Genomic DNA, 24,621 nt, shown 5'->3' with positions numbered 1-24,621 from the left:
CTGGGTCGCTCAGCCGGATCCGGCCTCGTGGTAGTCGCGGCGGGCGAACCTGTAGAGGCCCGCGGATCCGGTCGCGAAGATGCCGGAGCCGTCCGGCAGCCAGACGCAGTCGCTGAGCCTGTCGTCCACCCGGACGGAAGCCACGGGCGCCAGGGTCCGCACCTCCGACACGAGCAGGACCCCCTCTCCGCCGGTGCTCGCCAGGAGATGCCCGGAGGGGGACAAGGCGATGCTCGTGGTTCTCGAGTCGTGGTCCTCGATGTCGCCGATGATCTTTCCGTCGCACCAGACCCTGATGGCGTTGACGTCGCCGGGCGCCCATACGAGTCCCCACAACGTCCGTTTGGCCATGGCCCCGTCGCCGTAGGCGGCGACGATCCGCAGATCCGGTGAGATGACCACACCGTGCAGATGGTTGGACAGGGTACGCAGCGTGGCCAGCCGCCTGCCGTCCGGGTGCCAGAGATGGACGCGGCCGTTCTCGGTCGTCGCCAGCCGGTCACCTCGCGGAGCGATGGCGAGGCAGTCGCAGCCCTCCATGTCGGTGCAGGGCGGGCGCCGCTTGCTCCTGAAACGGTGGCGCACCCTGCCGTCGGCTTCCCGGATCCGCACGACACCTCGGGAGTCCAGCGTGGCGAACCACGCATCGTCCGGGGCGACGGCGACCGCGGTCGCCTCGGGATCGAACATCAGGTACTTGAGCGGCGACTTGGCCGCCAGAAGCGAGAGCCCTGCTCGCATGGGGCCGAGGTTCGCGCGGAGGGTCCAGCCGGCGTCGGGAGGGAGTGCCGGCAGTTCGGCGGTGAGCGCGTCGCCGAACAGCGCGCGCAGATCCTCGTGCAGATCTTCTTCCCGCAGCTCGATGTGCTCCCGACGCGTTCCGTCCGGGTCCACGAGCTGCACCACCGTCCGCGTCATCACCGCGAGGCGGGAACCATCACGCGAGATGACCATCGCGCACGCGTCCCGCATCTGATGGTCTTCTCCCGCGACCGGCCGGGACAGGGCACGGTCGATGCTCCAGATGCGGACGGTCCGGTCGTTGCTGCTGGTGGCCAGCAGGCTTCCGTCGGGGGAGAGTGCCAGTCCGGTCACGTAGCCGCTGTGGCCGCGCAATGTGGCACGGCGGGTTCCGTCGCGGTCCCGCAGCTCGATGTCCTTCCCGGCCCGGGCACACAGCCACCGCCCGTCCGGCGGGACGAGCACGCCGTCCGGGCCCCGCTCGGTCTCACCGGCGAGCGGCCGGCCGCCCGCCACCGGCCAGGTACGGGTCTGCCCGTCACCGATCACCGTGATCCGAGCGCTGTCGGCGGAGATCACCATTCTCCGCACGTGCCGGGCACGAAGACCGAGGCGCCGGCCGAAGGCTTGAAGGGTGCGGAGATCGCCGCCCTCGCTGTTCCACAGCTTGACGGTGCCGCCCTGGGTGCCCGTCGCGAACCACGAGCCGTCGGGGGCCATGGCGATGACGTTGATCCAGGCCGCGCCCCAGGGCCCGAACCCCCTGTGGGCCGCGATCTCGCGGCGGAGCGTCCCGTCGGCGTTCCAGAGCCGCACCCTTCCGTCCTGGTGAGAGGTCACCATCCACGTGCCGTCGGGCGCGATCGCCAGACCCGTGGCACCGGCGGCGGAGCTCACCTCCTTGACGAGGCCTCCACCGGCGTCCCAGAGCCGCAGCCCGTCGAATCCGGCGCTCACCAGCCACTGGCCGTCAGGGGAGAACGCCACCCCCTTCACCAGGTTGGCGTGGCCATGAAGGGTCCGGAGCAGCGCCGGGTCCGGCAGGTCGGGGGGAGGCAGCAGGCTCTCCAGCCGGGGCTCACCCTCTTCCCGCAGGAGATCGAGCACACCCTTCGAGATCTCGGGGAACGCGTGCAGCCGATGAGCCAGGCTCGCGAGCACCCCCGTCCGTTCCTCCAGGTCGGCGAAGACATGCGCGCTCTGCGCGATGGCCTGGGCCAGTTGCCCGGCCAGGGGCGCCGCAGACCACGCGAGATCGGCCTCCACGGCCGACGGGCCGAACCTCACGAGCTTGACCGCGACCCAGCGGGCATCGCGGACCAGCTCGTCGAGCTCGGCGGTGAGACCGGCTTCGGCGAGGTGAAAGGCCAGGTGACGCCAGAGGTAGGTGCTCTCCTCCGGCAGCTCCCACCAGCCGGACGAGTCCGTACGGACGGCCTCGACGAACCTCTCGTTCGCGGCGGCGATCGCCGCGTGGCCCAGGGCCTGCCGGATGTAGCCGCGTACGACGTCGTGGACGCTGACGGCTCCGCCGCTGAAACTCGACAGCAGGGACAGCTCATCCAGCCTCTCGCACAGCGACTCCGTCTCGTCGTCGTGCATCCGCCAGAGAGCCGCGACCAAGGCGATCGGCACCTCGGCGTCCTCCTCGAACACGCCCAGTTCGAGGAATCGCATGCGGTCCGTCTCGTCCAGGGTTTCGAGCCCGTGCTCGATGCTGATCCGCACCGCCGTGTCGCGCGCCGCGGCGTCTCGCACATCGAGTGACGTCGGCCCGTCGACGGACAGGCGTTCGATGATGTCCGCCGCGACATCGGTGGCCTGCGCGCCTCGCCGTACCCGGCGCAGGAGGGCGGAGTTGACGATCGCCAGCAGCAGCGGCCATTGGCCTGTCAGGTCGAGCAGCTGGGCGATCTGGGGCTGGGTGAGCCGCAGATCTCCGCGCAGCAGCAGCTCGCGGGCCCGTTCCTCGTCCATCTGATCGACCCTGACCGGTACCGTGCCGTCGGGGAGCGCCTTGGGATTGCGGGTCGTGATCAGCCGGGTGCAGCGAGGTGCTCCCTGGAGGAAGGGCCGCAGCTGATCCGCGGTCCAGACGTCGTCGACGACCAGCAGGACGCGTCCCGCGTCGTCCAGGATCTGCCCCAGGTGCTGGCCTGCCTGTTCCGGGTCGGAGAAGGACGAGCGGGGGGCGTCGAACGCGGCGGCCACGTCGACGATCAGCTCGGTGAGCTTCGGGCCTCTGCGGTCACGCCCGACGGTCACCCACTTGACGGCGTCGAAGCGCTTGCGGACCTCGGGGTCGTAGCAGACGGCGTTGGCCAGGACGCTCTTCCCGAACCCTCCGGCCCCATGGACCCCCGCCGTCAGGGCCACCGGGGAATCCTTGTCGGACAAGCGCAGCGCCCGCAGGACCTCCCCGATCTCCGCGGGCCGTTCGACCCAGTCGGCCCGGAGCGGCACCTGGAAGATCCTCTTCCCACGCCCCGCGGCCTCCGGCCGGTTCCTGAAGAACTCCACACCGGTGTATCCCAGCCCGAGGACCAGCAGGGCGACGATCAGGGACACGGTCGGATCGCTGGTGGCGAGGTTGGTGAGCGTCCCGACCCCGATGCTCAGGACAGGACTGAGCACGTGCAGGACATTCGTACGGCGGGCACTCGCCATGGGCACCTCAGCGGGGATGACGGTTCGGACGTCCCAGATGATCAAGACATCATGTCATCGATCCCGGGCGCCCACCGTCCCGGAGCCGGGCGGGGGCAGGGCGGGGGCAGGGCGGGGGCAGGGCGGGGGCAGGGCGGGGGCAGGGCGGGGGCAGGACAGGGCAGGGCGGAGGCAGGGCCCGCGAAGCCCGCCGTTCAGGGGCGGAACGGGCTGATCAGCGTGGCCGCGCGGACCACCGCTGCGAGGGCGTCGGGATCGCCGGTGCGGCGGTGCACGTCCAGCGCCGTGTCGGCGAGCTTGATCACGTGCTCGTCCCCGTGCCGGACCGCGAGCTCGAACACCTCCTCCGCGGATCCGGGCCCGGACCGCAGCTCCGGCCCGGCCGTCACCGGCTCGGCCGGGGCGTAGGCGGCGGTCACCGCGGCGCCCGCCGCCCAGGCGGCGTTCAGGCCGGCAGCCCAGAGGCTCTCCGGCAACGCGGGCAAGGTCCGCAGCACCGCCGTCGGCGCAGTCGCGGTGTGGACGAGCATGACGGGATTGCCGTGCGCGTGGGTGGTGTAGCGCAGGGTCGCCGCGTCCGCCAGCTCGGCGAGGCGGGCACGGGCCTGTTCGGCGTCGGCGGCCGGTCTGAGCGCCGCCACGGACGGGCCCCACCCGGCGACCTCGGCGAGCTGGGCGAGCCGATGGTTGATGCCCTGGCTCTGGTCCGGTACGCGCGGGACTCCGGCGAGGGCGATCTCGGGGTCGGCCGTACCGGACGGCGCGTCGAAGGCCGCGACGGGCTGCCAGCGCGCCGCCCAGTAACCGAGCGCCTGGCCCAGCTCGGCGAGCCGCGTCTCGTCCTGAAGCTGGAGCAGCGCGTGGACCGCGTGCCCCGCGCGGATCACCCCGTGCGTGGCTCCGGCCGCGATGCCGGGCAACAGGCGCGGCCACCAGGTTTCCAGTACGTCCCGCCACGGCCGCTCCCGCAGCTCCCTGTCGAAGAACGCCAGCCAGTCACCGAGCCGGCCCGGATCGCCCAGCGCCTCCCGCCACTCCCCGGTGCCGACCGGCGAGGTGCCGCGCGGCAGCTCGTCCAGCCGGGCGACGTAACCGTCGAGCCAGCGATGCACGTCACGGTCGTAGCCGTGCCTGACCATCGCCTCGACGGCCATCGGGCCGTGGTTGGACAGCCATCCGTCGAACTCGGGGCCCGTCCTGTGCAGCCGCTCGTACGCTTCTTCCAATGTCCCGGTGTCGTTCATGGCAGGGACGCTAACCCTCGGCGGCGGGCGCGCACGTCGGTCCCGGGATCGAACGGCCCTCCTCCTTTGGGCCTAGGTCGTCTTCTTCGGGCCCAGGTCGTGCAACAGTTCCCGGCGATGCCTCCTCTTGGGGTTGATGGAGACAACGAAGGGTCGAGGCAGTTGGACGGTGATCCCCGCTACGCGGACTTCGTCGCCGAACGGGGTGACGCGCTCCTGCGGTACGGATACGTACTGGCCGGCAACCAGCACGACGCGGCCGACCTGGTGCAGGAGGCGCTGCTGAGGCTGCGCGCCGCCTGGCCGAGATTACGGGCGAAGGAGAGCCCCGAGAGTTACGTACGCACGACGATGGCCAGGCTGCACCTGTCGGTGTGGCGGCTGCGCCGGCGCGAGCTGCTCGCCTGGGACCTGCCGGAGAGCGTCCACCAGGACACTCTGCCGCGCGGCGACGAGCGCACCCTGTGGCTGGCGCTGGCGGACCTGCCGCGCAAGCAGCGCGCGGTGCTCGTGCTGCGCTACTACGAACAGCTCACGGACGCGGAGATCGCCGTCGTGCTCGGCATCTCCCGGGGGACCGTGCGGAGCCAGGCCTCCCGCGCGCTCGACAAGCTCCGCGCAGCCTTACCGGCCGATGGCGAGGGATCGCGCTCGCGTCTCGGCGGACCGCATCTGGGAGGGAACGTGCGATGACCGACGTTGAGGAGACCCTGCGCAGAACGCTCGGCAACGCGTCACAGAACGCGCCCCGGATGCCCGCCGACCTGCCCGCCCGGTTGGAGGCAGGCCACCGCCGACGCCGCCGGCGCAACCTCGCCCAGGCGGTGCTGGCGGCGGCGACCGTGGTGGTCGTGGCCGGCGGGACGGCGGCCGTGCTGCGTCACGGCGACATGACGGCTGCGCTGCCGAGCACGTCCACATCCACGTCCGAGTCCGCGTCCCCGGCCGCCGGCACGCCCCGCGCCCCGCGGGAATGGCCGCTTCCCGAACCCGTGGAGCAGGTGTGGCCCGAGGCGGTACGCAAGGTGCCCGCGCGCGGGCCCGGCGGGACGAAGCTGCTGCCCCAGGCGTTCATCGACGACCGGACCCTGCTCGTCACCACGTGGGGCGGGTTCGAGAAGACCGACGCCCTCTACGCCTACGACCTCCGCACCCGCGACCTACGGAAGATCACCGACGTGCCGACACCCGCGGGGACCGTCGCGTTCGCCTCGGACTTCACGGTCGGCGGCGGCCAGGTGGTCTGGTGGACCGCCACCAAGGACCGGCAGGTCCACGTGTGGACGGCCCCGGTGAGCGGCGGCGAGGCCACGAGCATCGCCGACGTGGAGGTGGAGGACGGCGGCGGCGCCGGGCTCGGCGGCCTCGCCGTCGAAGCCGACCGGATCGTCTTCTCCCTGCTCAGCGGCGGGGTGTTCACCGTTCCCGCTGCGGGGGGCGAGGTGCGGGCAGTGCCCGGCGGCGCGGGGATGCACCTGCTGGAATGGCCGTGGGTCGGCTCGCCCGGCCCGTTCGCCGAGGGGAACGGGGCACGCTTCACCAGCATCACCAACGTGGAGACCGGGGAGACGAACGCCGCCGTCACCCGTCCCGGCGAGGGCGGCCTGATCTGCGGGGCACGGCTCTGCGCCGGGGTGCGGGACGGCGGGAAGAGCTTCTACCGGCTGCGGGACGGCTCGCAGGAGAAGGAGCTGCCGATGAACGACCTCATGCCGGACGGGCTCGCGCGCGAGCGCTTCCTGGTCGCGCCGGTCACGGCCGAGGGCGCGGGGCACATCGCGATCCTGTACGACGTCTCGACGGGCACGGCGGCCGATCTCGGCGGGCGGGACGAGAAGGGGAACATCCAGGTGCCGGCCGTCGCTCGCGGCGATGATCGGCTGCTCGCGTACCAGGTCGATGACGACCTCTACGTCATCGACCTGGCGAAGATCGAATGAGCCGGGAGCGGCGAGCGGCCTCGGGTGTCAGGAGGCCGGGCCTGGCTCCACGCCTTGCGTCCGCGCGCCCGGGCGTAGCCGGTCGGCGACGGAGGCGATCAGCTCGTACGACCGGCGGCGGTCCGCGTGGTCGTACACCGGTGTGGTGATCATGAGTTCATCGGTACCGGTGCCGTCGAGCACCGCCTGCAGGTGCTCGGCCACCGTCGCCGGGCTCCCGACGAGGACCGCGCCCGCACGAGCGGCGATCTCGTCGCGATCGTCCCCGGTGTACGGATACGCGGCCGCCTCCTCTGGGCTCGGCAGCAGGATGCGGCTCCCCCTGGCCCGGCTGAGCACCTTCAGCCGGATGGGGCCGGCCAGCCACTGGGCCCGCTCGTCGTCCTCGGCGGCGATGACGGACACGCTGACCAGCGTCGCCGGCGCCGTGGCGCGAGGTGAGGGACGGAACAGCTCCCGGTAGGCACGCATGGCGTCCGCCGCCATCGGCGCGTTGAGGTGGTGGGCAAAGGCGTAGGGCAGGCCGAGCTCGCCGGCCAGCTCAGCGCTGCCGGGCGAGGAGCCGAGCAGCCACAGAGGCGGTGCGTTCCCGCCGAGGACGGGGATCGCCCGGACCCGCGCGTCCTCGGGCGGGTCGAGATAGGCCTGGAGCTCGTCGAGCTGCTGACGGAACGTCTTCGCGGTCCGCTCCGCTTCGGACCGGACCGCGTCGACGGCCGGCGAAGGCCCGCCCGGCGCCCGGCCGAGGCCGAGGTCGATCCGCCCCGGGTGGAGCGCGGCCAGCGTGCCGAACTGCTCGGCGACCACGATCGGAGCGTGATTGGGCAGCAGCACGCCGCCCGCGCCGACGCGGAGGCGCCGCGTGACGTTCGCGAGGTGGCCGACGAGAACGGCGGGGGCGGAGCTGGCGACGCCACGCATGCCGTGATGCTCGGGCACCCAGTAGCGGTGATAACCCAGCGCATCGGCCAGCATCGCGAGATCCACCGTGTTGCGCAGCGCCTGCCTCGGGGTGGAGCCGTGCACGATCGGCGAGGTGTCCAGCGCCGAAAGGCGTACGCCTGCCTGCCGGCACTCGCGCATGTCCGCCCCTCTCCGATCACGCCCTGCCGTAATTCTGGCAGCATGCTCGGCGCGGCCCGCTCCTGCTGCCCAACGGCGGCCGGCGTCACGCCGCTCCCCTCTTCCCGCCGGATAGACGAGGATGAGATCCTCTCCCTCGACCACCTCGTCCCAGCCCTTGCGTCTGAGGGATGGCGGGGCCGAGCGCAGCGCCTTCGCCGTTCTCGACGGCAACGCGATGCAACCGCATCCGGTCAGCCGTCCACGTCGCACCGCTGGGTCGAGACGTGCTTCGTGGCCTTGGCCGCACTGTCGGTAACGGGCAGGAGCTCCTCTCCCGCCAGCGCAAACCCCTCCTCCGGATGCTCTTTCGCCGAAGCGAAGACCATCCCGGCGACCGCGCCTCCTTCAAGGATCAGCGGGGCGCCGCTCAGACCCGCGTCCGCATCGGCGGAGAACCCGAGGATCACTCTGGTGACGTCGCGTTCCTTGTAGAGGTTCGGGCCTTTGGCCTCGATCCGCTGCTCGATCTCGACCGGCTGTGTCACGAGATGCTCGGCGCCCTCCGGATACCCCAGCATGCGGGCGTCGGCGAGCGACAGCCCGGGGATGCGCAGCAGCGGCTTGGGCGCCGCCGTGATGCGCAGCGGAGGCGCGGGCAGCTTCGGTACGTACAGGACCGCGACATCGGCATCGGGATCGAAGGCCACGACCCGGCCCTCGTACACCTCGCCGTCGGCAGTGGTGATGACCAGAGACACCGGGACGGCACCGGCCACCACATGCGCGGCGGTCACCACCCGCTGAGGGGCGTACACGAAACCTGTCCCCTCGATCTCCTTGTTGCACGACGGCGCGATCGCCGAGAGACGCACCACGCTCTGCTCTGCGCCGGCGTGCTCCGACGAGACGGCCACCTCACTCTCGGCCGCCGGTGTACCGCCGCGCATCGGCACCGGAGGGGCCGAGGTCGAGCAGCCGGCAAGGGCAAGGACGACGGGTAACCAGAACCAACGCCTCACGCCCCTTCACCTCCTTGCGTCTTCGCCGAACCGCGCTTCCCGTCCATGGCCACATGGCTCACGACGCACGGTCGATCAAACGATCGTCGCCAGATGACCACCGTGTCACGCTTCGTTTGATCTTGTACAGCGCCGCCGGCATGGCCGCGTGCCGGCACCGCTCCTTGGTGGCGATCACGTCATGCGGCGAAGACCTAACGGGGTGCGACGATGGAGCCCTTGCCTGGTTCGGCGGCGATCAGCCCTCGGCACGCTACGCCGAGTACCGCGCCGCGAAGTCGGTTGATAAGAAGAGGGAGGATAAGCGATAAGCCCAGGACACAACTGGCATGAGGTCAAGGCGGAAGCGCACCGGTTGTACCCCGAACTGGCCGACCCGCAGCGGCAGGCTGTCGCCGATGCGCAACTAGATGCCTACGTCGCCGGCCACCATCTGAAGGAGCTGCGCAAGCCTGTCGGCAAGACGTAATCCGAGGTGGCGGCTGCGCTTGGGATCTCACAGGCACGCGTCTCTCAGATCGAGAACGGTGATCTGGAGTCGATGGAACTCGAGACCATCCGCGCTTACGCAGCTGCTCTCGGTGGCCACGTCGATGTGACGATCAGCGTCGGACCTCACTCGGTACGGGTCGCCTGACCATGAAGCCGACCGTCGACCGGCGTGCGGCATCCCTCGGCCTCTGGCGTTGTAGGTGATCCGTCCTGGGATGCGAATGGCCAGAGCCCGGTACTCTGCTCCATCCTGACCGCACACGTACCCAGGGCGGCCAAACTCCACTGGACTCGGCACGGACGAACACCGGGGGAAGCTGCCCCAGAGCCCGCCAAGAGCGCTGTGTCAGCAAGCAGGCGGACACCGAAGATCAGCCGGCGTTTCAGCGGACCCGGCCTACCACCCCAGGTGAGCCGGGTTTCCGCACGTCAACGTCTACTTCAACAGCTGCCGCGCCATGACCATGCGCTGGATCTGGTTGATGCCCTCGTAGATCTGTGTTCTCCGACCCGCGATGCGATCACCTGCGGATATAGCCCGATCATGCCGATGAGCAGCGGTTACGCTTGCTGGCGTCTCGCATCACTTTTCGCTGATTCCGGCGCTCCTACGGAGCAGCGACGGAACACGAGCAGATCTTGGACGCTACTGCGGTGACACCAAGGTGGGCAGCAGCATGGCCCGCACAGCGAGATCCACCGGAGATGGCATCAGCGTGTCCCACCTCCTCATGCCAAGGACATCGATGCCCCGCCTGCTCGAACGCATCCCCGACAGGATTACGATCCGGGCTTTCAGCTTCATGATCATGGATCTCGATGGAGCCAACGGGCAACCGGAAGGCGCCGAAGACCTCTGGGATCTCGCGAACCGGGCGAGCATGACCGACTGGTTCCTCGCCACCGGGAACGTCGCGATCATCACCAGTCAGGCGGACTCCTGGCACACCGTCGATGTGACACTGGAACTCTGGGACGGCCAGCCACCCGGCGGCGACGCTCAATGGGCCCGAACCGAGACGACACAGTCCTACTCCAGCTCGGGCAAGCTCCGAGTCGTGGGAACCGCAGGCCACTCTTCAGGCAACCTCATGAACTTGCGCGGTCAAGCACGCCGCTGGTCCGTAAGCGCCAGCGTCCGCCCCGGCCCCGGTGCCCGATACCACGAAGAACGTCCACCTGAAGGGCTGGAGACGTACCGAGTGCAGTTCTGGCCTGCAAACCTTTGACCCTCTGTTTGCACAGGGTGGACGCCTGGTCAGCGGGATCTCGCCCTGCTCAGGTGATGGTCGCGGATCGGTGGATGGTGGTCCCATGAGGCGACGTTTGCTGTATCGACTGCTGTACGCCACCTCTGTGGACACAGCCTTCCGCTGATGTGGGCCATAACGATTACCTCCCGTAAGACCCTCGATTCTCTTCCCCACCCCTGAACGCACTGAGCCGTGGCCCGGCGCTTTCGGAGTACCTCCTTGGTGTCTGCCGAGCTGGTTGATTGCCTGCCATAAATCGGTGATCGGAAAGAGACCACGAGACGAAATGATCAGAGGTGCCATCCCGATGCGGGGAGGATCGAGAGAGGACAGCTCGGATGAGGCGAAGGGCCACAACGATGGCCGTCGGATTGATCGCCTCCGTGGCGCTCACCGGGCTCGGCAGCGCCGCGCATGCTCAGACGAGCCTGACCGGTCCGGCCGATGCGCTCCGGAGTCAGCTGGTGGAGAACCGTGGTGTGACCATGTCAGAGGTCACTACGCGGTCGGAAGCCGGGGACAGAGTGAGTTACCGGAAGAAGATCCGCGCCGAATTCGGCAAGGGCATGGTTACGGCCACCGACATCAGAGACGTCCCTTCCCCTGACTTCCCAGAACCCGCCCCACGGTTCCTCACGTTCAAGGGGCGGACGTACTGCCAGGGCTGGATCTGCCCCGCCCCCGAGGGAAAGACCTGGGTCCTGCTCTCCGAGAAAGAGAAGACTCGTCCCTTCCTGGAGTCCGGCGGAATCGACCTCGCCAATCCAGACACCCTGAAGGCAGTATTGTCCACGACCGAGGCCAAGCGTCCCGGAGGCATCTACGACGGCACCCGTACCACCATCTACTCGGGGACGCTCACCTTCGATGAGCTCTACAAGGTCTCTCCCGCGTTCCGCGACCAACACGGCGGGAAACAGCCAACCGGGAAATATGCCAAGACCGAACTCTCGTGGCGGCTCTGGCTCGGAAGAGACCAACTGGTGCGCAGGGTCCGGACATCTTGGCCCGAACAGCTCGGCAAGCGCTCGATTTCCAACCTCGTCGACGCCCGCCTGACTGGCTGGGGTGCCAAGACCGACATCGCAGTGCCCTCCGACGATGAGACGGCAGGACCGGACGATTGGAGAGATTCCCCGGCCTGAACTTTGCCGCCGATCGATGAGTGTCCACGTCGGTGACTGGCAACTCCTGACATCCTGCCTACAAACGTGGGCCAGTCACAAAGTCGGGCGACCTTCCACCTGGTCAAGCGTTAGGTGGTAACTGATGGAGGATGCTGCTGTACGTCGGCGTTGCTGTTCAGCGATGCCACCACCGCATATGACCCAGCCGGCTTATCCGGTGGCAAGGGACCCGTGCCGCAGAGCCGCCAGGCCCCCAGGCCCGAGAAAGGGAAGCCCCGCGGCGGCCTGACCTTCCGCTTTTCAGGCGGACCAATCACCCTGCTCGGGTGACCGAGAGCATGGCCAGGCGTGTGTGCGCGGATGTGTCAGCGTGTGGGGACGTTGCTGTCAGCACTGCTGTCACCTCAGCCATGGTCGCCCGGTGCCGGGGCCCGACGAAGGAGGGCTTCGGCGTCGATCGCCCCGGCCGGGGTCGGCGAGAACCAAAGTCAGCGATCGTCACGGCCCTGACCACCTCGATGCGGACAAGAGCACTGGCAGCTTTCGAGGCCAGCGCTCATCAATCCTCACAGAAATCAGCATCTAGATCGATGACGAAGACCCTCAGTATCCTGGCATGCCCCACTGACCGCGCGATACGTTCCAGATGCCGGAGTACCCTGTGAGCAACTTCAACTATAAGCGCACGGCCACATTGACCAAATTTGCGCTGGTCGCCCTATCTGCATTAGTGTCGCTTGCCGGCTGTGGCCGTCTCTTGTTTCACGAGACGTTCAAGGTAGACCCTGCCGCCGTCGAAGAAGTTCGCAGTGTGGGCAGAGTGGTACTCCAGGTTCAGTCGGACTGGACCTGGGAAGGCTCCACTCAAATTGACGAAATCCTACTGATGGACGTCGGGTCTTCTACTTATGAAGAGTCTTGTGATATCGCATACGAGCGCTTACGTCAGCTCGGCTGGTCTGAACGCGGGAATGATGGCCTAGAGTCGCACAAATGGGGCCACATAGCAATTTCTTTCGATTCGCTCGACAACCTAGACGCGTACGGACCCCTGGAGCAGCCATTATGGGATGCGGCTCTGGCGGATTCAGCAACATCTTCTTCGCTCATACTTGTTGATCTTGCACCCCTGAGTTGAGCCCTACCTGTTGCACAGTTCACTCGAAGGGACAAGCAAGGGGAATTAACACGTAGGATTCGCCATACGGTCGAGACGGTACTTGTCCAGCTTTCTCGCCGTAACTGGTTAGGCGGGCGCGTGGGCGGCGCGGGCCGCGACCGGCCGAAGAGCCGCAGCGCGGCCAGCGACCGCCCGATGCGCGCGGGACGCCGCAGGCGGCACGCGCCTTGAAAACATCGACTTCGAGGAGCGTGTTCTCCGCGTGCGGCGGCAGATCAAGAAGCTTGGGGCCGACCACGTCTTCGCACTGCCGAAGAACGACCGTGAGAGAGTCGTACCGCTGCCTGAGTGGGCGGCCGAGGCCATCAGGCGGCACGTCTCGGCCTTTCCCCCGCTGCCCTGCTCTCTGCCTTGGGAGAGGGTGGATGGCAAGCTCCGTACGCACAACCTGCTGTTCCGCTGGACAGACGACCGCTTCATCAAGGCCAGGAGCTACAGCGAGACCGTCTGGAAGCCCGCTCTCGTGGCCGCGGGCGTGATCCCGGCACCGGACAAGGATGCCCGTCAGCGGAGTCGGTACGCCACCTCCCGCAAAGAGGGGCTGCACCAGCTCCGCCATTACTACGCGAGCGTCATGCTGGCCGGCGGCGTTTCGGTCAAGGAACTCGCCGAGTATCTGGGTCACGCCGATCCGGGCTTCACGCTCCGCGTCTACGCACACATGATGCCGGGCTCCCACGATCGTGCTCGCAGAGCGATTGACGAGCGCTTCTTCCGCCCGTACGCGGCCGCCACGTCAGCGTAGAGGGGTCATCGCCGATCCCGATAGCGGGCTATCCGCGGAAGCCTGCGAGCCAGTTCCTGCTCATCGTCGAAGTCCCACTGCTCTCCATGGGGAACGCTGCCGAGCGCCGGGATCAGGGGGAACCCACCTGAAGCGCCCCGAGCATTCGCGGCTTCGCCGAGCTCGGCCGGATCCCTTCCGGTCACCTGCTCATAGGCGCGGTATGCCACATAGGCCAGCAACTCGAACTCAGGCCGCTCTTCCCGCGTCTGTTCCGGATTCCGCGGCCGGCGCCAGCGCTTGGTGGAGTTGGCGGGTAAATCCTCCAGCTCCACCAAATGGAGCACCTGCGGCTGCTCGATCAGCCGATCAGGGCAGTCGGAGACTGCCTCGAACGTCTCGCGGCCCAGACTGATGAGCCAGCTCACGAAGTACTCGAAACCGTCCAGGGATCCCCTGCGGAACACGAACCAGTACGCCGCATAGAGATCGATGGTGCAGCCGCGGTTCCGAGTCGTCGTCCACCAGATCTCAAAGTCGATGATCTCTTCGACCGGGCGGCGAGAGAGCTCGTCCACCAGCCACGCGACACGCGCTTCCCTCGTGTCGGTCTCACGTCCGGAACGCTCGATCAGGTCCCAGAACTCATCGACATCCATGCCGCGTGATGCTCGCACCCCTGGGCCGCCGTGTAAAGATCACGGAACAGGGACGGAACACGCCGAGACCGCTGATCAACCATGCCTTCGGCGGGCCCGGCCCACCCCACAGGAAGCGCCGGGTTCCCGCACGTCAACGCCTACTTCAGAAGCTGCCGGGCCATCACCATGCGCTGGATCTGGTTGGTGCCCTCGTAGATCTGGGTGATCTTGGCGTCGCGCATCATGCGTTCCACCGGGAAGTCCTTCGTGTAGCCATACCCGCCCAGCAACTGCACCGCGTCCGTCGTGATCTCCATGGCCGCGTCCGAAGCCGCGCACTTCGCCGCGCTCGACAGGAACGTCAGATCCTTCTGGGGCTCCCCGTGCATCGCGCGTTCGGACTTGGCCGCCGCGTGGTACGTGAGCTGCCGCGCCGCCTCCAGCTTCATCGACATGTCGGCGATCATGAACTGGAGGCCCTGGAAGTCGGCCACCGGCCGGCCGAACTGCTTGCGTTCCTTGACGTAGCCGATGGCGAAGTCGAGGGCGCCCTGGGCGATGCCGAGGGCCTGGGCGGCGATGGTGATGCGGGTGTGGTCGAGGGTGGCGAGGGCGGTCTTGAAGCCGGTGCCGGGGGCGCCGATCATGCGGTCCGCGGGGATGCGGACGTTGTCCAGGATGACCTGACGGGTGGGCGAGCCCTTGATGCCGAGCTTCTTCTCCTTGGGGCCGAACGAGACGCCTTCGTCCGACTTCTCCACGACGAAGGCGGAGATGCCGCGGGCGCCGGCCGTGGGGTCCGTGACCGCCATCAGGGTGTAGTACTCGGAGACGCCGGCGTTGGTGATCCACATCTTGACGCCGTTGAGCACATACGAGTCCCCGTCCGCCACCGCGCGGGTCTTCATGGCCGCCGCGTCCGAGCCCGCCTCCGGCTCCGACAGCGCGTACGAGAACATCGCCTCCCCCCTGGCCACCGGCGCCAGGTAGCGGGACTTGAGCTCCTCCGAGGCCGAGAGCAGGAGCGGGACCGTGCCGAGCTTGTTGACGGCGGGGATGAGGGAGGAGGACGCGCAGGCGCGGGCGACCTCCTCGATGACGATGACCGTGGCCAGCGCGTCGGCCCCGGCGCCCCCGTACTGCTCGGGCACGTGTACGGCGTGCAGGTCAGCCGCCACGAGCGCCTTGTAGACGTCCCAGGAGAACTCCTCGGTCTCGTCGATCTCGGCGGCGTGCGGGGCGATCTTCTCGTCGGCCAGGGCGCGGACCGTCTCCCTGAGCATGTCGTGCTCTTCGGCGGGCGCGTACAGAGGGAAGCTCATGCATCAAATACTAGGACGTCCGACCATCTTGTTACCAGCCGGTACGGTTTGCGAAGAGATGCAGGTGGCACGTAGGAGGTAGCGGGGGCCGGTAGCATGCCTGCGCGATCGAAAGGAGCTCCCTCGTGCCATATCGCCTCACGGTGATCGGGACCGGATATCTGGGCATCACCCATGCGGCCTGCATGGCTGATCTCGGGTTCGAGGTCCTGGGCCTCGACATCGACGCCGACAAGATCAACCGACTCAACGCGGGCGAGCTCCCCATCCACGAACCCGGCCTCGAGCCTGTGCTCCGCCGCGGTCTCGACTCCGGCCGGCTCCGCTTCACCACCTCCTACGAGGAGGTCGCCGCCTTCGGCGACGTGCACTTCGTCTGCGTCGGCACCCCGCAGAAGCGCGGCGAGTACGCCGCCGACGTGACGTACATGGACGCGGCCATCGAGTCCCTCGCCCCGCTCCTCGATCGCGAATGCCTGGTCGTCGGCAAGTCCACCGTGCCCGTCGGCACGGCCGAGCGGCTGGTCGACAAGCTGGCCAGGCTCGCCCCCGCCGGCGCCGAGGCCGAGCTGGCCTGGAACCCCGAGTTCCTGCGCGAGGGCTTCGCCGTCGAGGACACGCTGAGCCCCAACCGCATCGTCCTCGGCGTGCGCAGCGAGCGGGCCGAGAAGATGCTGCGCGAGGTGTACGAGCCGCTGGGCGAGGTGCCGATCGTGGTGACCGACTTCGCCACGGCCGAACTGGTCAAGACGGCCGCCAACGCGTTCCTGGCCACCAAGATCTCCTTCATCAACGCCATGGCCGAGGTCTGCGAGGCCGCTCACGCCGACGTCCAGCTCCTGTCGGAGGCCCTGTCGTACGACGACCGCATCGGCGGCCGCTACCTCAACGCCGGGCTCGGGTTCGGCGGCGGCTGCCTGCCCAAGGACATCAGGGCCTTCATGGCGCGGGCCGGCGAGCTGGGGGCGGACCAGGCGCTGACGTTCCTGCGCGAGGTGGACGCGATCAACATGCGCCGCCGCGCCCGCATGGTGGACCTGGCCAGGGAGCTGGCCGGCGGCTCCTTCCACGGGTGCACCGTGGGCGTGCTGGGAGCGGCCTTCAAGCCGAACTCCGACGACATCCGCGACTCTCCCGCCCTCGACGTCGCCGTCACCATCGGGCATCAGGGCGGGCAGGTCACCATTTACGACCCGATCGCGCTCGACAACGCCCGTAAGGCCCATCCCGAGCTGAACTACGGCTCGTCGGCCGTCGAGGCGGTTCGCGGGGCGCACGTGGTGTTGCTGCTCACGGAGTGGCAGGAGTTCCTGCAGCTCGACCCGGTGGAGCTGGGGGCCGTGGTTGCGGCCCGGCGCATCGTGGACGGCCGGAACGCGCTCAACTCCGAGATGTGGCGCTCCGCCGGATGGCACTACCGCGCCCTCGGCCGCCCGTAAGCCCAGCCGCCTCCCGGGTCCTCGTCTCCCGGGTCGTCATCTCCCGGAACGCCGCCCTGCCTGCTCGTCGTGACCGGCGCCGTCCTGGCCGCGCGCCGAGCTCCTGACGCCGCCCCTGGGGCCGCGCGTCGCGCCCCCGATGCCGTTCCTACTGCAGGTGGCGCACCCACTGGGTCATGAGCGGCCGGTAGCCTCGCCGCGCCCAGAACGGCGTCGAGAGCGGGTTCGGCAGGGCGTGGTGCAGCAGCATGACCGACACGCCGCGCGCCGCCGCCTCCCCGTGCGCCACGTCGGTGAGCGCCGCGCCCACGCCGTGCCCCCGCGCCCACGCCTCGACGTACATGACCCCCAGGTACGCCGCCGGCGCATCGTTGACGGCGTGGGAGATCCACCCGGACCGCCCCGGCGGCTCCACGATCACGCACCCGGCGGCGCGGCCGTCCACCTCGGCCAGCCAGCACCAGTTCAGCGGCAGCACCTCGGCCTCCACCGACTCCCTGAGCCGCTCCCTGGTGGACGCGCGCACCGTCACCCATCCCCACTGCGCATCGTAGGACACCAGCCGCTCGTACATCCCCGTCATCACCTCGACGTCGTCCGGCCCGGCCGGGCGGACGGCGAGGGCGCTCACGCCCGTGCCGAGGCGGACGCCGCGGACGGCCAGCGAGGTGATGGGGGCGAAGCCGCGGACGGCCAGCGCCCGGACGGGGGTGGTGTCGCGGCTGGGCCACAACACGCTGAGCGCCTGCCCGGGCTCGGTGCCGCGGGGCATGGCCAGCCACCGGTCGAGCAGCGCGCCGAGCGCGGCCTCCGGGTCGGGACCGGCGGCGCGGGCGCGCAGGCGGTGGACGACCAGCGGGGACCAGCAGGCCGGCAAGGTGTCGGGGTGGAGCCGGTCCACCGCGGCCAGGCCGATGGCGTCGGGCACCTCCAGCCGCTCCTCGCCGCGCTTGGCGATCAGCTCGTCCTGGCCGGCGAGGAGCGGGTCGGCGGCGTACACGCGGGCCGCGTGTCCCTTGGTCGGGTCGTCCATGGCCGCACCCTAGCCGCCGCGATCCCCGGGATACAGCGCTTTACAGCGCCGCTTATGGCTCTTCTCTCTGCTGAGCCCCTACAGCTCGGCGGCCTCCGCGCGCAGCTTCTCGCCCTTGGCGTACGCCTGCTCCTTCAACCGCTCCTGGAACTCCACCATCTTCTCCCGCAGCCCCGCATCGGAGGCGGCCAGGATCCGTACGGCCAGCAGCCCCGCGTTGCGCGCCCCGCCAACCGCCACGGTGGCGACCGGCACCCCGGCCGGCATCTGCACGATCGACAGCAGGGAGTCCATCCCGTCGAGGTACTTCAGCGGCACCGGCACCCCGATCACCGGCAGCGGGGTGACCGAGGCCAGCATGCCGGGCAGGTGGGCGGCCCCGCCGGCGCCGGCGATGATCACCTGGATGCCGCGGGAGGCGGCCTGGCGGCCGTACTCGATCATCTCGGTGGGCATGCGGTGCGCCGACACCACGTCGGCCTCGAACGGCACCCCGAACTCGGCGACGGCCTCCGCGGCGGCCTTCATGACCGGCCAGTCGGAGTCGCTTCCCATGACGATACCGATCATGTGTACTCCCCGGTCATGAGGTAGACGGCGGCGTGGCGGGCGCGGGCGCGGACCTCGTCGAGGTTGGAGCCGAGGGCCGTCACGTGGCCGATCTTGCGGCCCGGGCGCACGTCCTTGCCGTAGAAGTGCAGCTTGATGCCAGGGTCGTGGGCCATCACGTGCTCGTACCGCTTGAACAGGTCGGGGTCGTCGCCGCCGAGCAGGTTGGCCATGACGACGTGCTGGGCGGTCATCCTGGGCGTGCCGAGCGGCAGGTCGAGCACGGCCCGCAGGTGCTGCTCGAACTGGGAGGTCGTGGAGCCCTCGATGGTCCAGTGGCCGCTGTTGTGCGGGCGCATGGCCAGCTCGTTGACGACCAGCCCGCTCTCCGACTGGAACAGCTCCACCGCCAGCAGCCCGGTCACGCCGAGCTCGTTGGCGATCGTCAGGGCGATGCGCTGGGCCTGGGCGGCCTGCTCCTGGTCGAGCCCGGGCGCCGGCGCGATGACCTCGACGCAGATGCCGTTCTCCTGCACGGTCTCCACGACCGGGTAGCTCACGCCCTGCCCGTGCGGCGAGCGGGCGACCAGCACGGCCAGCTCCCGATCGAACGGCACGAACGCCTCCGCCATGAGCTCGACCCCGGTCGCGAACGCCTCGGCGACCTCCTCGGGCCTGCGGCACACCCACACGCCGCGCCCGTCGTAGCCGCCGCGCACCGCCTTCAGCACCACGGGCCAGCCGTGCTCGGCGGCGAAGCGCGCGACGTCGTCGGCGGACGACACCCGCGCCCAGGCCGGGCAGGGCGCGCCGATCCTGGTCAGGCGCTCGCGCATGACGGCCTTGTCCTGGGCGTGCACGAGGGCGTCGGCACCGGGGTGCACGACGTAGCCGTTGGCGGTCAGGGCCCTGATGTGCTCGGTGGGCACGTGCTCGTGGTCGAACGTGATCACGTCGCAGCCCTTGGCGAACTCGCGGAGGTCACCAAGATCGCGGTAGTCTCCGATGCGCGTGTCGACGATGACCCGGGCGGCGCTCTCCTCGGGGTTGTTGGCCAGCACCCGCAGCTCGACGCCGAGCGCGATGGCGGGCGGCTGCGACATCCTGGCCAGCTGGCCCGCGCCGACGATGCCGACGACCGGTCCGATGGGGCTGTAGGAACTCACGCCAGGTGAGCTTACCGGGACGCAACGACTTCCCCGACTGCACCCCTGAGCAGCCAGTCGTGTCACGAGAGCTGGACGGCCGTTCCGGGTCGCCCGGCGGACGGCACCGCCCGGCGGGCACGACCGCCCAGCGTTCGCGTGCCCTCGAACAGTTCAGCAGGGTAAACCCTGCGAAACGGGTATGCCGGATATCGGACGAAGTTTCTAAAGACTCATTTTCTGACCTTTGTCCATCCCGCCGACTCCCGCCCTCCATCGTGGCCGGTACGCTGGGGGCGCAAGCTCGACTACGGAAGGGACCGAGCAGAGACGTGGACTTCACCAGACGCCTCTACCAGCGGTTCTCGTCCCTCGTCAACGAGCTGGCCAAGTTCGGCAGCATCGGCGCCGTCGCCTTCCTCATCGACACGGGGCTGCTCAATCTCCTCAACGTGGTGATCGGTCTCGGGCCGCTCACGTCCAAGGTCCTCGCAACGACGATCTCCACCACGTTCGCGTACGCGGGCAACCGGTTCTGGACCTTCCGGCACCGCGAGCAGAGCGGGCTGCGCCGCGAGTACTTCCTGTTCTTCCTGCTCAACGGCATCGCACTGCTGTTCGGCATGCTGACGATCGGCTTCACCACCTACACACTCAACCTGCACGACCCGGTCAGCTTCAACATCGCCAACATCGTCGGCGTGGGGCTCGGAACGCTGTTCCGGTACTGGTCGTACAAGAAGTGGGTGTTCATGGAGGCCACCGACCCCATCCCGGTCGAGCTGCCCGAGGGCGGGGTCAGGCAGGACCGCTGACCACCCGGTTCCGCCCGTCGTCCTCCGCCGGGCGCAGGAAGATGGCGAACGTCGCGGGGCGCCGCCGTACGAGCTCCAGCCGGCCGCCGTCGGCCGCGGCCAGCGCGCGGGCCAGCGTCAGCCCGAGCCCGGTGCCTCCGCCGCCGCTGACGTTCCTGTCGAAGATCTTGGGGGCGATCTCGTCGGCGATGCCGGGGCCCTCGTCCGCGACCTCGATCACGACGTAGTTGTCGCCGAACGAGGTGGTGACGGTGACGGCGCCGCCGCCGTGCCGCAGCGAGTTCTCCAGCAACGAGGCGATGACCTGGCCGAAGCCCCCGGTGGTGGCCATCGCCTTCAGCCCGCGGGAGCCTTCGAGCTGCAGCGTGCGGCCCGCGTCGCGGAAGACCGGCTCCCACTCGGTGATCTGCTGGGCCAGCACCTCGTCGATCGCGACCGGCTCGGCCTGGGCGTGCCGCTGGCGGCGGGCGGCGGCCAGCAGCTCGTCGATCACGGCGGTGAGCCGCTCGGCCTGGACGATCGCCGCCTCGCCCTCCTCGCGCACGACCTCGGGCTCGCCGGCGGAGGCCACGATCTCCTCCAGGCGCATGGTCAGGCCGGTCAAGGGGGTGCGAAGCTGGTGGGAGGCGTCGGTGGCGAACTCGCGTTCGCGGGTGAGCAGGTCGGAGATGCGGGTGGCGCTGCGGTCGAGCACCTGGGCCACGCGGTCGAGCTCGGGGATGCCGTAGCGGTGCTTGCTCGGGCGCGCGTCGCCCGAGCCCAGCCGTTCGGCGATCTTCGCCAGGTCCTGCAGGGGCAGCGTCAGGCGGCGTGACTGCACGACGGCGAGGCTCACGGCCACCGCCAGAGCGGCGCCGGCCAGGGCCACGATGAGCAGCAGGCGGGCACGTACGTCCTGCTCGACCTGATCGCGGTCGCGGCTGATCCGCACGTAGACACCGGTGTTGGTCTGGGCGTCCTCGGTCATCAGGTGACCGGACGGCGGGGGGTCGCCGACGACGGTCACCCTCAGGGGGGTTCCGCGCTCCCAGATCTGGATGAACCTGCCCGGGTACTTTTGCTCCAGTTGCTGGGGGTCGAGCGGCGTCTCCTGGACGCGGGCGTACTCCACCTCTCCCACGAGACGCTTGGCTTCCGCCCCGAGCTCTTGAGCCGCCTCATCGACGATCAGACGGCTGACGACGACGCCCAGGGGGACCCCCAGCAGCAGGACCGCGATTACCGCGACGACCAGGGTGGAGGAGAGCAGTCGGCGGCGCATCTCCTACTCGCGCTCGAACCGGAAGCCGACTCCCCGGACGGTGGTGATGTAGCGCGGCTTGGCCGCGTCGTCGCCGAGCTTGCGGCGCAGCCAGGAGATGTGCATGTCGAGCGTCTTGGTGGAGCCCCACCAGTTGGTGTCCCACACCTCTCGCATGATCTGCTCGCGGGTGACGACCTTGCCCGCGTCGCGGACCAGGACGCGCAGCAGGTCGAACTCCTTGGTGGTCAGATGCAGCTCCTTCTCCCCCATCCAGGCGCGCCGCGAGTCGGCGTCGATGCGCACGCCCTGGACGACCGGGGTCTCGGAGGTGCCGCGGCGCAGCAGCGCCCGCACCCTGGCCAGCAGCTCCGCCAGCCGGAACGGTTTGGTCACGTAGTCGTCCGCGCCGGCGTCGAGGCCGACGACGGTGTCCACCTCGTCGACGCGGGCGGTCAGGATGAGCACCGGGGTGCCGTGGCCCTCGGCCCGGATCCGGCGGGCGACCTCCAGGCCGTCCATCTCCGGCAGCCCAAGGTCAAGAACGATCAGGTCGATGCCGCCCGACAAGGCCCTCTCCAGGGCCTGCGGGCCGTCGGGGCTCACCTCGACCTGATAGCCCTCGCGGCGCAGCGCACGCGCGAGTGGCTCTGAGATCGAGGTGTCATCCTCGGCGAGAAGTACGCAGGTCATGAAGCGATCGTAGGACCTTAAGCGATCGTTTCCCGGGCACAGCGCGCGGTTTGACTTGTCGTTGACCTATCCATTGACCTGGGCAAACACAGCTAAAATACGGTAGGTCGTGATTAAAGCACCGCCGTTTTCGGCCCGGGATTCATCGGACGATCATGCCCGGCCGCGCGATCCCCAACCCTCGGCTGAAATCGTCGGGAGCATGCCGCCGAGCGCTCTCGACCGTGCCCGCGAGATGTGGGCCGCACTGGCCCGGGTCCCCGTCACGTTCCCCGGCCGCGGGGAGGTGCGCGTCGTGGTCGCCCCCGAGTCGGGCATCTGCCCGCCGGGATGGGCGGGCGTCGTCGTCCTGGGCGGGGCCGTCCTGTGCACCGTGCCGAGCCCCGAGCTGGTGGACACCATGCTGGGCCACCTGCGGGCGAGCACCGGCCTCACCCGGCTGCCCGCGCGGGAGGTGCTCGGCCCGGCGGCGCCGGCCTACCTCGACGCGGCCGGTTTCCTGCCGCCCACGGGGCGGAGGTGCGCGGCCTGCCGCCGGGCCACCCGGACGTCATGGCGCTGCTCGCCTCGGTGCCGGAGCACGAGGCGCGGGAGTGCGGGCTCGACGAGGTGGAGTCGGCGATGTACGTGGTCCGCGACGGGCCGGAGGTGGTCGCGGCGGCCGGATACCGGACGTGGATGAGGCGGCCCGGCCGTTGGCTGGAGATCGGAGACTGGAGAAAGGTGAGCCTCCGGCTCACCTGACCCCCTGGCGTTCTTGCCGGCTCAGTCGTCGGCGGACGGCGGCTCGGCGTACCGCGCGAGGTAGAGCTGGATCCCGAGGCTGTTGATCAGCCCGAGCTCGGTCTCCAGGTAGTCGATGTGCTCTTCCTCGTCCTTCAAGATGTCCTCGAAGATGTTCGCCGAGGTGATGTCGCCCTTCTCGCGCATCAGCTGGATGCCCGGCCGCAACCGCTGCACCACCGACAGCTCCACCTCGAGGTCCGCCCTCAGCTGCTCCTCGACGGTCTGGCCGATGTGCAGGGTCCCCAGCCGCTGATAATTGGGCAGGCCCTCCAGGAAGAGGATGCGATCGGTGAGGCGCTCGGCGTGGCGCATCTCGTCGATCGACTCGTAGCGGGTGTGCTCGGCGAGCTTCGTGTACCCCCAGTTCTCCTGCATCTTGGCGTGCAGGAAGTACTGGTTGATCGCAGTGAGCTCCGCGGTCAGCTGTTCGTTGAGCAATTCGATGATCTGCTTGTCGCCCTGCATGACGGGCCCCTCATCGCTATCCGGCTATGCGGTCGTCAGTTCTTCAGACCTTTTCAGGATCGCACAGATCTTCCGAACACAACGGGCACAGTCCCCACCAGCACCGGTGGTGTCGCGGATCTGCTTCGCGCTCTTTGCCCCGGCAGCGATGCAGTCGTGGACCTCATTCTCGGTCACAGCACGACAAATGCACACGTACATCCAGGGACAAACCTCTCGCGAAGGGATGGGCGCCGTAAGGTTAGGCACACCTAAGGTAGCGCACTTTGGTTAGGCTTGCCTACGTTGGGTGGGTCACAAACGCCTATCCCCCGCTGTCAGTGACCTCGCGAGATCCACTCCTCCAGGTGCGGCGACTCCGCCCCGATCGCGGTCGAGTCGCCGTGCCCGGTGTGCACGACCGTCTCCGGCGGGAGCGTCAGCAGCCGCTCCCTGATCGACTCGATGATCGTCTCGAACGAGCTGTACGAGCGGCCCGTCGCCCCCGGCCCGCCCTTGAACAGGGTGTCACCGCTGAAGACGGCCCCCAGGTCGGGCGCGTAGGCGCACACCGCGCCCGGCGAGTGCCCCGGCGTGTGCAGGATCTGCAGCGCGACGCCGCCTGCCGGCAGCTTCTCGCCGTCGGCCAGCGGCTCGTACGTCACCTCCGGCCCGTACACCTGCTCCCACAGCACCTGGTCCGCGGGGTGCAGCCGGATCGGCGCCCCCGTCAGCGCGGCCAGGTCGCGGGCGGCGTTGATGTGGTCGTTGTGCGCGTGCGTGCAGACGATGGCCCTGACCGTACGCCCGCCCACCCGCTCGGCGATCGCCGCCGCGTCGTGGGCGGCGTCGATGACCACGACCTCGCGCGCGTCGCCGACCAGCCAGACGTTGTTGTCGACGTCCCAGGTGCCGCCGTCCAGCGAGAACGTGCCGGAGGTGATGATGCGGTCGATCATCAGAGGACCACCACCGAACGCAGCACCTCACCACGATGCATCTTGCCGAACGCCTCCTCGACCTGGTCCAGCGCGATCGTCTCGGAGACGAACTTGTCGAGCG

24 protein-coding genes are annotated in these 24,621 nt (G+C 69.1%); 10 read left to right on the top strand and 14 right to left on the bottom strand.

Annotation, left to right across the window (positions count from 1 at the left end):
* Positions 1-9: 9 nt before the first annotated feature.
* Positions 10-3,453 (bottom strand): NB-ARC domain-containing protein, encoded by a 3,444-nt coding sequence (locus tag AB0I79_RS16675; RefSeq protein WP_357873139.1) that lies wholly within the window; start codon positions 3,451-3,453, stop codon positions 10-12.
* Positions 3,454-3,602: 149 nt separating this feature from the next.
* A complete protein-coding gene (locus tag AB0I79_RS16670) occupies positions 3,603-4,652 on the bottom strand; it encodes a questin oxidase family protein (RefSeq protein ID WP_357873137.1) in 1,050 nt (349 codons plus the stop codon).
* A 162-nt stretch (positions 4,653-4,814) separates the two neighbouring features.
* On the opposite strand from AB0I79_RS16670, the gene AB0I79_RS16665 reads away from it, so the two are divergent.
* Positions 4,815-5,345, top strand: coding sequence for a SigE family RNA polymerase sigma factor (locus tag AB0I79_RS16665; protein ID WP_357873134.1), 531 nt, complete (start codon positions 4,815-4,817; stop codon positions 5,343-5,345).
* Positions 5,342-6,592, top strand: coding sequence for a hypothetical protein (locus AB0I79_RS16660; RefSeq protein WP_357873132.1), 1,251 nt, complete (start codon positions 5,342-5,344; stop codon positions 6,590-6,592). The genes AB0I79_RS16665 and AB0I79_RS16660 overlap by 4 nt, the downstream gene beginning before the upstream one ends.
* Positions 6,593-6,619: 27 nt before the next feature.
* On the opposite strand, the gene AB0I79_RS16655 is transcribed toward AB0I79_RS16660, so the two are convergent.
* A complete protein-coding gene (locus AB0I79_RS16655; protein ID WP_357873130.1) occupies positions 6,620-7,675 on the bottom strand; it encodes an LLM class flavin-dependent oxidoreductase in 1,056 nt (351 codons plus the stop codon).
* Positions 7,676-7,908: 233 nt separating this feature from the next.
* Positions 7,909-8,604: a trypsin-like peptidase domain-containing protein gene (locus AB0I79_RS16650; protein WP_357874255.1), complete on the bottom strand. Its 696-nt coding sequence runs from the start codon at positions 8,602-8,604 to the stop codon at positions 7,909-7,911.
* Between the two features lie 547 nt (positions 8,605-9,151).
* Between AB0I79_RS16650 and AB0I79_RS16645 the strand changes: the two genes are divergently transcribed.
* The 5 genes from AB0I79_RS16645 to AB0I79_RS16625 all read left to right on the top strand — a co-directional run bounded on the left by AB0I79_RS16645 (position 9,152) and on the right by AB0I79_RS16625 (position 13,473).
* The gene (locus tag AB0I79_RS16645) at positions 9,152-9,313 is read left to right on the top strand and encodes an XRE family transcriptional regulator (RefSeq protein ID WP_357873127.1); all 162 of its coding nucleotides are present in this window, start codon (positions 9,152-9,154) and stop codon (positions 9,311-9,313) included.
* 601 nt (positions 9,314-9,914) lie between these two features.
* Positions 9,915-10,397, top strand: coding sequence for a hypothetical protein (locus AB0I79_RS16640; RefSeq protein WP_357873124.1), 483 nt, complete (start codon positions 9,915-9,917; stop codon positions 10,395-10,397).
* Between the two features lie 383 nt (positions 10,398-10,780).
* Positions 10,781-11,566, top strand: coding sequence for a hypothetical protein (locus AB0I79_RS16635; RefSeq protein ID WP_357873121.1), 786 nt, complete (start codon positions 10,781-10,783; stop codon positions 11,564-11,566).
* A gap of 643 nt (positions 11,567-12,209) precedes the next feature.
* Positions 12,210-12,686, top strand: coding sequence for a hypothetical protein (locus AB0I79_RS16630; RefSeq protein ID WP_357873117.1), 477 nt, complete (start codon positions 12,210-12,212; stop codon positions 12,684-12,686).
* A gap of 217 nt (positions 12,687-12,903) precedes the next feature.
* Positions 12,904-13,473 (top strand): tyrosine-type recombinase/integrase, encoded by a 570-nt coding sequence (locus AB0I79_RS16625; protein ID WP_357874252.1) that lies wholly within the window; start codon positions 12,904-12,906, stop codon positions 13,471-13,473.
* Between the two features lie 5 nt (positions 13,474-13,478).
* Here the strand turns inward: AB0I79_RS16625 and AB0I79_RS16620 are convergent, their stop codons facing one another.
* Entirely contained in the window at positions 13,479-14,111 is a 633-nt protein-coding gene (locus AB0I79_RS16620) for a DUF4240 domain-containing protein (RefSeq protein WP_357873115.1), read from the bottom strand.
* Between the two features lie 140 nt (positions 14,112-14,251).
* Positions 14,252-15,415, bottom strand: coding sequence for an acyl-CoA dehydrogenase family protein (locus AB0I79_RS16615; protein WP_357873112.1), 1,164 nt, complete (start codon positions 15,413-15,415; stop codon positions 14,252-14,254).
* A 125-nt stretch (positions 15,416-15,540) separates the two neighbouring features.
* On the opposite strand from AB0I79_RS16615, the gene AB0I79_RS16610 reads away from it, so the two are divergent.
* On the top strand, positions 15,541-16,854 hold the full coding sequence (locus AB0I79_RS16610; RefSeq protein WP_357873109.1) for a UDP-glucose/GDP-mannose dehydrogenase family protein: 1,314 nt from the start codon (positions 15,541-15,543) through the stop codon (positions 16,852-16,854).
* 148 nt (positions 16,855-17,002) lie between these two features.
* Here AB0I79_RS16610 and AB0I79_RS16605 read toward each other — a convergent pair whose 3' ends face one another.
* The 3 genes from AB0I79_RS16605 to AB0I79_RS16595 all read right to left on the bottom strand — a co-directional run bounded on the left by AB0I79_RS16605 (position 17,003) and on the right by AB0I79_RS16595 (position 19,602).
* Complete coding sequence (locus AB0I79_RS16605; protein ID WP_357873106.1) at positions 17,003-17,887, bottom strand: GNAT family N-acetyltransferase; 885 nt, start codon at positions 17,885-17,887, stop codon at positions 17,003-17,005.
* 78 nt (positions 17,888-17,965) lie between these two features.
* Positions 17,966-18,457, bottom strand: a complete 492-nt coding sequence (gene purE / locus AB0I79_RS16600) for a 5-(carboxyamino)imidazole ribonucleotide mutase (protein ID WP_357873103.1) — start codon at positions 18,455-18,457, stop codon at positions 17,966-17,968.
* On the bottom strand, positions 18,454-19,602 hold the full coding sequence (locus AB0I79_RS16595) for a 5-(carboxyamino)imidazole ribonucleotide synthase (protein WP_357873100.1): 1,149 nt from the start codon (positions 19,600-19,602) through the stop codon (positions 18,454-18,456). Before AB0I79_RS16595 ends, purE begins: the two co-directional genes overlap by 4 nt.
* Before the next feature lie 311 nt (positions 19,603-19,913).
* On the opposite strand from AB0I79_RS16595, the gene AB0I79_RS16590 reads away from it, so the two are divergent.
* Positions 19,914-20,396 (top strand): GtrA family protein, encoded by a 483-nt coding sequence (locus AB0I79_RS16590; protein ID WP_357873097.1) that lies wholly within the window; start codon positions 19,914-19,916, stop codon positions 20,394-20,396.
* Here the strand turns inward: AB0I79_RS16590 and AB0I79_RS16585 are convergent.
* Together AB0I79_RS16585 and AB0I79_RS16580 are read right to left on the bottom strand one after the other, a co-directional pair.
* Positions 20,380-21,657 carry an ATP-binding protein gene (locus AB0I79_RS16585; protein WP_357873094.1) on the bottom strand — a complete coding sequence of 426 codons (1,278 nt, stop codon included), beginning with the start codon at positions 21,655-21,657 and terminating at the stop codon, positions 20,380-20,382. The genes AB0I79_RS16590 and AB0I79_RS16585 overlap by 17 nt on opposite strands.
* Positions 21,658-21,660: 3 nt before the next feature.
* Complete coding sequence (locus tag AB0I79_RS16580; protein ID WP_043620820.1) at positions 21,661-22,329, bottom strand: response regulator transcription factor; 669 nt, start codon at positions 22,327-22,329, stop codon at positions 21,661-21,663.
* A 519-nt stretch (positions 22,330-22,848) separates the two neighbouring features.
* Here AB0I79_RS16580 and AB0I79_RS16575 point away from each other — a divergent pair.
* Complete coding sequence (locus AB0I79_RS16575) at positions 22,849-23,073, top strand: hypothetical protein (protein WP_357873091.1); 225 nt, start codon at positions 22,849-22,851, stop codon at positions 23,071-23,073.
* Positions 23,074-23,094: 21 nt separating this feature from the next.
* Here AB0I79_RS16575 and bfr read toward each other — a convergent pair whose 3' ends face one another.
* From bfr to AB0I79_RS16560, 3 genes are all read right to left on the bottom strand, one after another.
* Positions 23,095-23,580: a bacterioferritin gene (gene bfr / locus AB0I79_RS16570; RefSeq protein WP_357873088.1), complete on the bottom strand. Its 486-nt coding sequence runs from the start codon at positions 23,578-23,580 to the stop codon at positions 23,095-23,097.
* Positions 23,581-23,604: 24 nt separating this feature from the next.
* A complete protein-coding gene (locus tag AB0I79_RS16565) occupies positions 23,605-23,781 on the bottom strand; it encodes a (2Fe-2S)-binding protein (RefSeq protein ID WP_080042937.1) in 177 nt (58 codons plus the stop codon).
* Positions 23,782-23,897: 116 nt separating this feature from the next.
* On the bottom strand, positions 23,898-24,518 hold the full coding sequence (locus AB0I79_RS16560) for an MBL fold metallo-hydrolase (RefSeq protein ID WP_357873084.1): 621 nt from the start codon (positions 24,516-24,518) through the stop codon (positions 23,898-23,900).
* Positions 24,519-24,621 lie beyond the last annotated feature (103 nt).

The sequence above is a fragment of the Nonomuraea sp. NPDC050202 genome (genome assembly GCF_040656115.1).
GTDB lineage: Bacteria > Actinomycetota > Actinomycetes > Streptosporangiales > Streptosporangiaceae > Nonomuraea.
Note: the sequence above shows the minus strand (reverse complement) of the source record. Positions and strands in the feature narration are given on the sequence as shown.